Source organism: Streptomyces sp. NPDC090022, assembly GCF_044748145.1.
GTDB lineage: Bacteria > Actinomycetota > Actinomycetes > Streptomycetales > Streptomycetaceae > Streptomyces.
The window spans coordinates 268,688-279,168 of record NZ_JBIVFN010000007.1; the positions used below are offsets into that span (position 1 = coordinate 268,688).

The window sequence follows — 10,481 nt, forward strand, 5'->3', positions numbered from 1 at the left end:
GCGGCGCGGTACGCCGGCGGGGCGGACCCGGAACCGTTCCGGGCCCGCCCCGCCGTCACCGTTCGGCGGACGCCGGTCAGCTGCCGGTGACCGGGTAGTGGTCGCTCAGGTTGTCGTACGTGTAGTCCGTGCCCCAGCTGCTCACGGTCCAGGGGGCCGACTGCTCCTTGATCACGTTGTTGTTCCAGGCCGCCGGGCGGGCGTGGCCCGTGCGGTGCAGGACGTAGTCGAGGTCCTCGCGCGGGTCCGTCGGGTAGCGGTACTTCGCGATCGAGTTGGCCGCCGTGTCGAACGAGTACGGGTGGCCCGTGCGCGAGTCGGCGCCCGTCAGGCCCGCGTTGGCGAGCATCGTGGCGTACTCGGGGGTGCGGGAGTCGACGTTCAGGTCGCCCGCCACGATGACCTGCTCGTTCGCCGGGATGTTCTTGCCGTCGAGGAAGGAGTCGATCGTGCGGAACTGCCGCGCGCGCATCTCCGCCGCCTCGCCCGCGCCGCAGCCCGGGTCCGTGGACTGCGCGTGCGTGCCGACCACGTGCACCTTGGTGCCGTTCACGTTCAGGACGACGTACACGAAGCCCTTGTTGGACCACCAGTCCGCGCCGCACGCGTCCTTGTAGACCCACTGCTCCTTGCGGACGATCGGCCACTTGCTGAGGATCGTCACGCCGCCGTCCTCGGGCGTGGTCGAGGAGTACGCGCCGCCCGTGGCGTCCCAGCCGGACTTGCTGCGGCCCATGACCGGGGTCTGGTACGGGTACCGGCCCGCCGAGTTCGCCTTCAGCGCGTCCGAGGACGAGTTGTCGAAGGCCTCCTGGAGCACGACCACGTCGTGGCCCTGGTAGAACGAGGTCTTCGGTATCTCCCGCGCCCGGTGGTCCTGGCCCCAGTTCGGGTACAGGTTCTTGCTCATCAGGAACACGTTGTACGTCAGGACGCTGACCCGCGGCGTCGAGGTGGACTCGGCGGCGGTGGCGGCGGGGGTCGCCGTGGCGACGAGAGCGGCGGTGGCGACGGCCGCGACGGCCGTGGCGGCGGCCTTGTTCCGCAGGTGCTTGCTGAGCGGCATGGACTCTCCAGCATCGGAGTGGGGGAGATCGACCGCGCCATCAAAGCAGCCGCAGTTACCTATGGGTAACACCCCGGACAAGAGTTTCTGACCGGAGTACGGCCAGTCCGCGCCGGACCCCTCTCTCGCATACTGGAACCATGACGAATCCGCAGCTCACGCCCTCCGCCACGGCACGCACCGGCACCCGCCGCGACCCCGAGCCGCCGCCGCCCGGAGGAGTGCTGTGGACCATCTCCGGGGACGTGCGGGCGCTGCTCATGCTCCCGGCCGCCTTCACGATGCAGGTCGCGCACCCCGCCATCGCCGCGGGCGTCGACGAGTACTCCGTCTTCCGCACCGACCCCTGGGGCCGCGGCGAACGCTCCCTGCGCTCGGTCCAGCTGTGGGTGTACGGCGGTGCCGAGGCCGCCGAGGAGGGCCGCCGGGTGCGCCGGCTGCACAAGGACATCCAGGGCACCGACACCCGCGGCCGCCGCTACCACTCCCTCGACCCGGCCTGCTACTCCTGGGTGCACGCCACCGGCTTCCCCGTCTACACGTACGCCGCCCGCCACCTCTTCCGCCGCTTCACGCCCGAGCAGGAGCGCGCGCTCTACACCGAGTGGCTCCAGGTGGGGCGGATCCTGGGCCTGCACGACCGGGACATGCCGCAGACCATCGAGGAGTACTGGCCGTACTACCACCGGATGCTCGCCGAGGAGATCGGGCCGACCGCCGTCGCCCGCGAGCTCGTCGCCACCGACGTACCGCTGCCGTGCCCGAAGGGCGGGTCCCTGCCGGTACGGGTGCTGCTGCGGCTGACCTGGCCGCTGCTGCGCCGGCTCTTCCTGCGCTTCCGGGCCTTCGTCACCGTCGGCTACATGCCCCCCGACGCGCGCGCCGCCATCGGGCTGGAGTGGACCGACGCCCAGGAGCGCACGCTGCGCCGGCTCAGCACGGCGGTGCGCCTGATCGTGCCGGTCCTGCCGGAGCGGCTGCGCTACCTGCCGATCGCCCGCGCGGCCCGGGCACGGTGGCGCGCCGCCGCCCGCTGAGGGGCGACGGCGCGCCGGCCGCACGCGGATCCGGTCAGTGCTCGTGGACGGTGTTCGTCGCGGCGATCTTCTTCCACGACTTCGGCTCGGTGGGCCCGGTGTCCTCGCCGGGAGCGGCGGAACGCGCCTTCGGGTCCGCCGCCTTCGGGTCCTTCGAGTCCGCCTTCGGGTTCAGGGCCGAGGCGGCCGGCTTGCCCGGGGTGTAGAGCCAGGTCTCGAACAGCTGGGCCAGCGGCTCGCGCGACACCTTCTCCGCGTAGCGGACGAAGTCGCCGACCTTGGCGTTGCCGTAGGCCCGCTCGGTCGGCCAGCCCCCCAGGATCGCGAAGAACTTCTCGTCGCCGATCTCGTTGCGCAGCGCCTGCAGGGCGATGGCGCCCCGGTCGTACACGGCCCCGTGGAACTGGTTGTCCGGGCCCGGGTCGCCCGGCTTGACCTGCCAGAACGGGTCCTCGGCCGGGCGCGTGGCGTACGCCCAGTCGGCGAGCTCCTGAGCCGTGCCCTCACCCTCCTTCTCCGACCACAGCCACTGCGCGTAGCGGGCGAAGCCCTCGTTGATCCAGATGTCCTTCCAGCCGTCCACCGAGACGCTGTCGCCGTACCACTGGTGGGCCAGCTCGTGCACGACGACCGAGACGTTGGCGCCGTTCGCGAACTGGCGCGGGCTGTAGAACGGGCGGGTCTGCGTCTCCAGGGCGTAGCCGCTGGGCACGTTGGGCACGTAGCCGCCGAGCGCGTTGAAGGGGTACGGGCCGAAGACGCCCTCCAGCCACTCGGTGACCTCGCCCGTGCGCTCGATGCTCGCGCGCGCCGCCCCGGCGTTGTCGCCGAGCGCCTTGCTGTAGGCGTTGAGGATCGGCAGGCCGCTCGCGGTGGTGCCGGTGGTGATGTCGAACTTGCCGATGGCGAGCGTGGCCAGGTAGGTGGCCTGCGGCTTGTTGGAGCGCCAGTTGTAGCGGGTCCAGCCCAGGCGCGAGGACTGCGACTGCAGGACGCCGTTGCTGATCGCCTGCGTGCCGTCCGGCACGTTGACGGACACGTCGAACGTGGCCTTGTCCAGCGGGTGGTCGTTGCTCGGGAACCACCAGACGGCCGAGTCCGGCTCCTGGGCGGCGACCCCGCCGTCCGGGGTACGGTGCCACGCCGACCAGCCGTCCACCGTGAACTCCGAGGGCTTGCCCGCGTACTTCACGACCACCGTCAGCGGCTTGTCGCGCTTCAGGGAGGACGCCGGGGTCACCTCCAGCTCGTGGGCGCCGGACCGGGCGAACGTGGCCCTGGCCCCGTTGACCCGCACCTCGCTGACGTCGAGACCGAAGTCCAGGTTGAAGCGGGAGAGGTCCTGCTGGGCGGTGGCCAGCAGGGTGGCCGTGCCCTCCAGGCGGTCGGTGTCGGGCTCGTACTTCAGCCTCAAGTCGTAGTGCGAGACGTCGTATCCGCCGTTGCCGCTGGCCGGGTAGTAGGGGTCGCCGATGCCCGGGGCGCCCGGAACGGAACTCGCCGCCGACGCCGGGATCGCCAGCAGCAGGGAGGCGGCGAGCACGCTCGGGGCGATGACTCTGCGGTACACGAGTGCTCCAAGGGGTAGGGGAGGGGGCTCCGTTCGACCGTATTCACCCCTCGCGTCCCCCGTCATGTCCATGGCCCCCGCTGTCACGCAATCGCCATTCGGCCGTCACACCGATGGCCCGCGGACCCGTCCCGGCCGCGGGCCGACCAGCGCCCGCAAGCCATGTCCCGTCCCGGTGACCGGATGCCGGCCCGCCGGTACGGGGCGGAAGAACGGCCGGAATGCGCGGGGTGGCCCACCGTTCCCGCGGCCGGGTGCCGCGTGGCCGGGGTGGACCTGGTCACCTACCAAGCGGTCGCTTAGGATGCTGCGTATGACGCTTCCTCCCCGGGCCGCCCGCCGCGCCTGGCACGCCGCCATCAACCCGCTGCACGCCACCGTCTACTTCTCGCCGGACTTCTTCAAGGAGCTCGCCGCCCTTGGCGTCGAGGACCGGATCGCCGCGAGCCTGGCGGGCCGGTCCGCCGCGATGGGGGCCGTCGGCCCCGGGGTCGTCGCCGCCTCCTTCTACAACTACAGCCACGACCTCATCTCCCGGCACCTGCCCGCCGTCTGGCGCACCGCGGGCCCCGCCGAGGTCGTCGCCGCCCGCTACCGGGCCGCCGACGCCACCCTGCGCCGGCTGCTCGGCGAGGAGACCCTCGCCTCCGCCGGGATGGCCGAGGCCGCCGCCCTCGCGATGCGCGCCACCGAGGGCTGCACCCGGCACGCCCGGCCGCTGTACGCCGCCCACGCGGACCTCCCCGTGCCCGAGGAGCCGCACCTGCGGCTGTGGCACGCCACCACCCTGCTGCGCGAGCACCGCGGCGACGGCCACCTCGTCGCGCTGCTGTCCGCCGGACTGGACCCCGTCGAGGCGCTGCTCACCCACACCGCCACCGGCAAGGGCATGAGCCCCAAGTGGATCAAGGCCACCCGGGGCTGGGACCAGGAGACCCTGGATGCCGCCACCGCCCGGCTGCGCGGGCGCGGGCTGCTGGACGCCGACGGCGAGCTGACCGAGGCCGGCCGGGACCTGCGCGAGCACGTCGAGACCGAGACCGACCGGCTCGACGCCGGGCCCTACGAGCACCTGGGCGCGGACGGCCTGGCCCGCCTGGCCGAACTGGGCGGCGGCTTCGTGCTGACCGCGGTCGCCGCCGGGGCCTTCCCCGCCGACCTCTTCGGCAAGGGCTGACACCGGGACCCGGCACGACACTGACACCGAGGCGTGACGCCGAAGCCCGACGCCGCGGCACGGCGGCCTGACACCACCGCCGCCGATGGCCACCGCTTATCCGGTCCTGCCGTACCCACCTGCCACAATGGCAGCCTTCCAGTGCATACGAAGGCGGGACCGAGAAACGTGACCACGTCCATCGAAGGCAGGATCGCCGAGGAGCTCGGCGTACGGGAACGGCAGGTCAAGGCCGCCGTCGAGCTGCTCGACGGCGGCTCCACCGTGCCGTTCATCGCGCGCTACCGCAAGGAAGCGACCGAGATGCTCGACGACGCCCAGCTGCGCACCCTCGAGGAGCGGCTGCGGTATCTGCGCGAGCTGGAGGACCGCCGCGCGGCGATCCTGGACTCCGTCCGCGAGCAGGGCAAGCTCGACGCCGAGCTGGAGGCCCGGATCAACGCGGCCGACACCAAGGCCCGCCTGGAGGACATCTACCTGCCCTTCAAGCCCAAGCGCCGCACCAAGGCCCAGATCGCCCGCGAGGCCGGCCTGGAGCCGCTCGCCGAGGGGCTGCTGGCCGACCCGTCCGTCGAGCCGGCGGCCGCCGCGGCCGCGTTCGTCGACGCCGACAAGGGCGTGGCCGACCCGGCCGCCGCCCTGGAGGGCGCCCGCGCCATCCTCACCGAGAAGTTCGCCGAGGACGCCGACCTCATCGGCGAGCTGCGCGAGCGCATGTGGGGCCGCGGCCGGCTCGCCGCGAAGGTCCGCGAGGGCAAGGAGGAGGCGGGCGCCAAGTTCGCCGACTACTTCGACTTCGCCGAGCCCTTCACCGCACTGCCCTCGCACCGCGTCCTCGCCATGCTCCGCGGCGAGAAGGAGGACGTCCTCGACCTCACCCTGGAGCCGGAGGAGCCCGGCCAGACGCCGGGCCCCTCCACGTACGAGGGCATGGTCGCCCACCGCTTCGGGATTGCCGACCGCGCCCGCCCCGGTGACAAGTGGCTGGCCGACACGGTCCGCTGGGCCTGGCGTACGAAGATCCAGGTCCACCTCGGCATCGACCTGCGGATGCGGCTGCGCGCCGCCGCCGAGGACGAGGCCGTCCGCGTCTTCGCCGCGAACCTGCGCGACCTGCTGCTCGCCGCCCCGGCCGGCACCCGCGCCACCCTCGGCCTGGACCCGGGCTTCCGCACCGGCGTCAAGGTCGCCGTCGTCGACGCCACCGGCAAGGTCGTGGCCACCGACGTCATCCACCCCCACGTCCCCGCCAACCGGTGGGACGAGGCCCTCGCCAAGCTGGCCCGGCTCGCCAAGGAGCACGCGGTCGAGCTGATCGCCATCGGCAACGGCACCGCCTCCCGCGAGACCGACAAGCTCGCGGGCGACCTCATCACCCGTCACCCCGAGCTGAAGCTCACCAAGGTGATGGTCTCCGAGGCCGGCGCCTCCGTGTACTCGGCCTCCGCCTTCGCCTCGCAGGAACTCCCGGACATGGACGTGTCGCTGCGCGGCGCGGTCTCCATCGCGCGCCGCCTGCAGGACCCGCTCGCCGAACTCGTCAAGATCGATCCGAAGTCGATCGGCGTCGGCCAGTACCAGCACGACCTGTCCGAGGTGAAGCTCTCCCGCTCCCTCGACGCGGTCGTCGAGGACTGCGTCAACGGCGTCGGCGTCGACGTCAACACCGCCTCCGCGCCGCTGCTCTCGCGCGTGTCGGGCATCAGCGGCGGCCTCGCCGAGAACATCGTCGCCCACCGCGACGCCAACGGCCCCTTCCGCAGCCGCAGGGCGCTCAAGGACGTCGCCAGGCTCGGCCCCAAGGCGTACGAGCAGTGCGCGGGCTTCCTGCGCATCCGCGACGGAGAGGACCCCCTCGACGCCTCCAGCGTGCACCCCGAGGCGTACCCGGTGGTCCGCGCGATGGGCAGGAAGGCGGGCGGCGAGGTCGCCGCGCTGATCGGCAACACCGCCGTCCTGCGCTCCCTGCGCCCGGACGACTTCGTCACCGAGTCCTTCGGCCTGCCCACCGTCTCGGACATCCTGCGCGAGCTGGAGAAGCCCGGCCGGGACCCGCGGCCCGCCTTCCGGACCGCCACCTTCAAGGAGGGCGTGGAGAAGCTCGGCGACCTGGCCGCCGGGATGATCCTGGAGGGCGTGGTCACCAACGTCGCGGCCTTCGGCGCCTTCGTGGACATCGGCGTCCACCAGGACGGCCTGGTCCACGTCTCCGCGATGTCGAAGACCTTCGTCAAGGACCCGCGGGACGTGGTCAAGCCCGGCGACATCGTCCGCGTGAAGGTCATGGACGTCGACATCCCGCGCAAGCGGATCTCGCTGACGCTGCGCCTGGACGACGAGGCCGCGGCGGACGGCGCGGCGGGCGGCGCCCCGCGCCAGCGCCAGGAGCGCGGCGAGCGGGCCGACCGCGGCGAGCGCGGTGAGCGCGGCGACCGCGGCGAGCGCGGTGAGCGCGGCGACCGCCGGGGCGGCGGGCGGCCCCCGCAGCAGCGCGGCGGCGGTTCGGGCCGCCGGGACCGGGACAACAGCCCGCCGCCGGCCAACAGCGCGATGGCCGACGCCCTGCGCCGGGCCGGGCTCACCGGCCCCGACAAGCGGCGCGGCTGACCGCGCCGGGGCACACCCTCCCGTACAGGGGCTCCTGATGGCCGAATAGGGCCCCTGTACAGGGCTTCTTCTTGCTCGCGCGGCAGAGGATCGGTAGGCATGGTGGAACGCCCGTTCGCCGACCCGGCGTACGGGCCCACCCCCACACCCTCGGGACGTCATGCCATCGACCGACCATGCCTACTCACGCTGCCCGAGCAAGGGTCCGAAGAGGGAGCACATGCCGTACCGGCAACCCAGCCTGCGCAAGAGGTGTGAGGCAATTCTCGGCCATCTGGACATGCCGCATCCGTTCTCCCTCGACGCGCTGTGCGCGCGCATAGCCGAGCGGCGCGGCCGCCCCATCAGACTCCACCCGCTGCCCAAGGAAGCCGCCGAGTCCGGCGTGTGCGGCCTGTGGGTCGGCACCAGCAGCGTCGACTACGTCTTCTACGAGGCCCAGACGACGCCCCTGCACCAGGAGCACATCGTCCTGCACGAGCTCGGCCACATCCTGTTCGGGCACAACTCCCTGGAGGGCGAGGAGTCCGGCGGCTCGGCCCCGGTCATCCTCGGGCGCACCAACTACACCACCCGCCAGGAGCAGGAGGCCGAGATGCTGGCCAGCATGATCCGCACCAGCGCCGGCCTCGGGCCGGCCGGCGAGTCCCACGGCACCCTGGCCAAGCTGGAGTCCGCGATGGGCTACCACCCACGGGGGAAGCGCCATGGCGGCTGACCTCACCCTCGCCCTGGCCGGTGGACTGGCCGGTGGCCTGGCCGGGCTGACCGACCTCGCCGCCGCCGGCGTGGCGACGGCCGCGCCCGCCGCGCCCGTGCCGCCGGTGCCGCCCGTGCCCGCCGTCCAGGCCTTTGGCGACGCGCTCGCCGTCCCCAGCGTGGTGTGCCTGTGGATCGCGGTCCTGCTGCGCATCCCGGCGGCCCTGAAGTCCCCGCAGCAGCGCGGCCTGCTCCTCGCCGTCGCCACCGCCGCCGCCGCGATGACCCTGAACCTGCCCGACGTCGTCACGTACGCCATGCGCAACCCCGACCACTCGCACACCGTCGGGCTCATCCGCAACCTCATCGGGGTCCTCTCGGCGGGCGCCGTCCTGTACTTCGTCGCCGCCGCCACCCAGGGCCGCCGGCTCCGGCTCGCCGCCCTCGTCACCACCGTCGCCCTGCTGAGCGCCCTGCTCGCCCTCGACGCCGCCGCACCCGACCACGGCACCCACACCATCCCGCCGCAGGGCGATCCCGTGCCCTCCCTCGCGTACTGGCTCGTCCTCATCTCGGCCCACCTGCTCGCCAACACCACCTGCGTGTTCGTCTGCTGGCGCTACGGGCGGCAGGCCGAGAGCCGGGGACTCGCCGTGGGCCTGCGGCTGTTCGGCCTCGGCACCGCGCTCGCCGGACTGTTCTGGTTCGCGTACCTGCTCAAGGCGCTCTTCGGCAGCACCTGGGCCATGCCGTACCTGCCCCTGCTGATGAACCTGCACGGGTTCCTGCGCGCCGCGGCCATCCTCGTGCCGACCCTGTTCGTCCTGCGCACCGCCTACGCCGACATCACCACCACCTGGCGGCTGTGGCCGCTGTGGCACGACCTGGTCCAGGCCGTGCCGCACGTCGCGCTCACCAAACCGCGCGCCACCCGGCTCGTCGAGCTGCTGTGGCCGCCCGTTCCGCGCAACCTGCTGGTCTACCGCAAGGTCATCGAGACCCGGGACGCGATCCTGATCCTGGGCGAGTACGTCCCCCCGGGCGTCCGGGAGCTCGCGGAGACCCACGTGTCGGGCGCCGGCGTCCCCGCCCCCCGGCGCAGCGCCGCGGCGCTGGCCTGCGTCCTGAAGGAGGCCCGGCGCAACATGCTCGACGGCCTCCCGCAGCACCAGCAGCAGGACGGGCGCCAGCAGCCGCCGGCCCCGGCCGGCACGGGCGCCGCCGCCGTCCCGGCGGGGGCGGAGGGCAGCGACCTGGAGGACGAGACGACCTTCCTGGTGGCCGTCGCCCAGGCCTACGGCTCGGCCACCACGCACTCCTTCACGCCCGCGACGGCGGGCGGCACACCCGGACCACCCAGGAAGTGACGTTCTCTTGACCACCGTTCTGATCACCGGCGCCAGCGCCGGCCTCGGCGCGGCCTTCGCGCGCGGCTTCGCCGCGAAGGGCTGCGACCTGGTCCTCGTGGCCCGCGACAAGGAACGCCTCGGCGACGTCGCCGAGACCCTCGGCCGCGCGTTCGGCGTACGCACCGAGGTCCTGCCGGCCGACCTGCTCGACCCGGCCCAGTGCCGCACCGTCGAGGACCGGCTCACCGACGCCGGCCGGCCGGTGGACATCCTCGTCAACAACGCCGGCTTCGGGCTCGCGGCGCCGTTCCCGTACAGCCCGGTCGAGGACGAGGAGCGGATGCTCGACCTCCTGGTGCGGGTGCCGATGCGGCTCACCCACGCCGTGGTGCCGGGGCTGCGCGAGCGGCGCCGGGGCGCGGTGCTCAACGTCTCCTCGGTGGCCGGCCTGCTGCCCACCGGTACGTACGGCGCGGCCAAGGCCTGGATCACCGCGTTCAGCGAGTCGCTGCGGGTGGACCTGGCGCCGTACGGGGTGCGCGTGCTGGCCGTGGTGCCCGGTTTCACCCGCACCGAGTTCCAGGAGCGGGCCGGCATGGACGTCAGCGCCCTGCGCGACGCCGTGTGGCTGGAGGCCGACGCGGTGGTGGCCCAGGCCCTCAAGGACCTGGGCCTGCGCCGCCCGCTGAGCATCACCGGCTGGCGTTACAAGGCGTACGCGGTGGCGGTCCGCCACCTGCCGCGCACCCTGGTCGCCCGGAAGATGGCGCGGACCCGGCGCCCGCCCGCGGACAGGCCGGCCTAGAAGTCTGCTGAAGATCTTGTTGTAGGGGTCGTCCGGTCGTGGGCCGGGCGGCCCTTTGCGCTATGTGGTGGCGGGGTTGAGGCAAGGCCGCGTAGTTAAGGGCTCGCCCGTTCTGTCAAGCGGTTCGGGGAAGTCGGGGCACGAGGACGGGGCTCCGCGTAGGACAGGAAG

8 protein-coding genes are annotated in these 10,481 nt (G+C 73.1%); 6 read left to right on the forward strand and 2 right to left on the reverse strand.

Going from position 1 to position 10,481, the window contains the following annotated elements; translation table 11 throughout:
* Positions 1-76: 76 nt before the first annotated feature.
* Positions 77-1,066 (reverse strand): sphingomyelin phosphodiesterase, encoded by a 990-nt coding sequence (sph, locus tag ACIPXB_RS17110; protein ID WP_401450161.1) that lies wholly within the window; start codon positions 1,064-1,066, stop codon positions 77-79.
* Between the two features lie 140 nt (positions 1,067-1,206).
* Here sph and ACIPXB_RS17115 point away from each other — a divergent pair, with 140 nt between their 5' ends.
* Positions 1,207-2,103, forward strand: a complete 897-nt coding sequence (locus ACIPXB_RS17115; RefSeq protein ID WP_401450164.1) for an oxygenase MpaB family protein — start codon at positions 1,207-1,209, stop codon at positions 2,101-2,103.
* A 34-nt stretch (positions 2,104-2,137) separates the two neighbouring features.
* Here ACIPXB_RS17115 and ACIPXB_RS17120 read toward each other — a convergent pair whose 3' ends face one another.
* The gene (locus ACIPXB_RS17120) at positions 2,138-3,673 is read right to left on the reverse strand and encodes a M1 family metallopeptidase (RefSeq protein ID WP_401450166.1); all 1,536 of its coding nucleotides are present in this window, start codon (positions 3,671-3,673) and stop codon (positions 2,138-2,140) included.
* Between the two features lie 304 nt (positions 3,674-3,977).
* Between ACIPXB_RS17120 and ACIPXB_RS17125 the strand changes: the two genes are divergently transcribed.
* From ACIPXB_RS17125 to ACIPXB_RS17145, 5 genes are all read left to right on the forward strand, one after another.
* Positions 3,978-4,850 (forward strand): hypothetical protein, encoded by an 873-nt coding sequence (locus ACIPXB_RS17125; RefSeq protein ID WP_401450168.1) that lies wholly within the window; start codon positions 3,978-3,980, stop codon positions 4,848-4,850.
* 168 nt (positions 4,851-5,018) lie between these two features.
* On the forward strand, positions 5,019-7,457 hold the full coding sequence (locus ACIPXB_RS17130; protein ID WP_401450171.1) for a Tex family protein: 2,439 nt from the start codon (positions 5,019-5,021) through the stop codon (positions 7,455-7,457).
* Between the two features lie 280 nt (positions 7,458-7,737).
* Positions 7,738-8,175, forward strand: coding sequence for a hypothetical protein (locus ACIPXB_RS17135; protein WP_401450174.1), 438 nt, complete (start codon positions 7,738-7,740; stop codon positions 8,173-8,175).
* Positions 8,165-9,523 carry an MAB_1171c family putative transporter gene (locus tag ACIPXB_RS17140; RefSeq protein WP_401450177.1) on the forward strand — a complete coding sequence of 453 codons (1,359 nt, stop codon included), beginning with the start codon at positions 8,165-8,167 and terminating at the stop codon, positions 9,521-9,523. Before ACIPXB_RS17135 ends, ACIPXB_RS17140 begins: the two co-directional genes overlap by 11 nt.
* Positions 9,524-9,530: 7 nt before the next feature.
* Complete coding sequence (locus ACIPXB_RS17145) at positions 9,531-10,310, forward strand: SDR family NAD(P)-dependent oxidoreductase (RefSeq protein WP_401450179.1); 780 nt, start codon at positions 9,531-9,533, stop codon at positions 10,308-10,310.
* Positions 10,311-10,481: the final 171 nt, after the last annotated feature.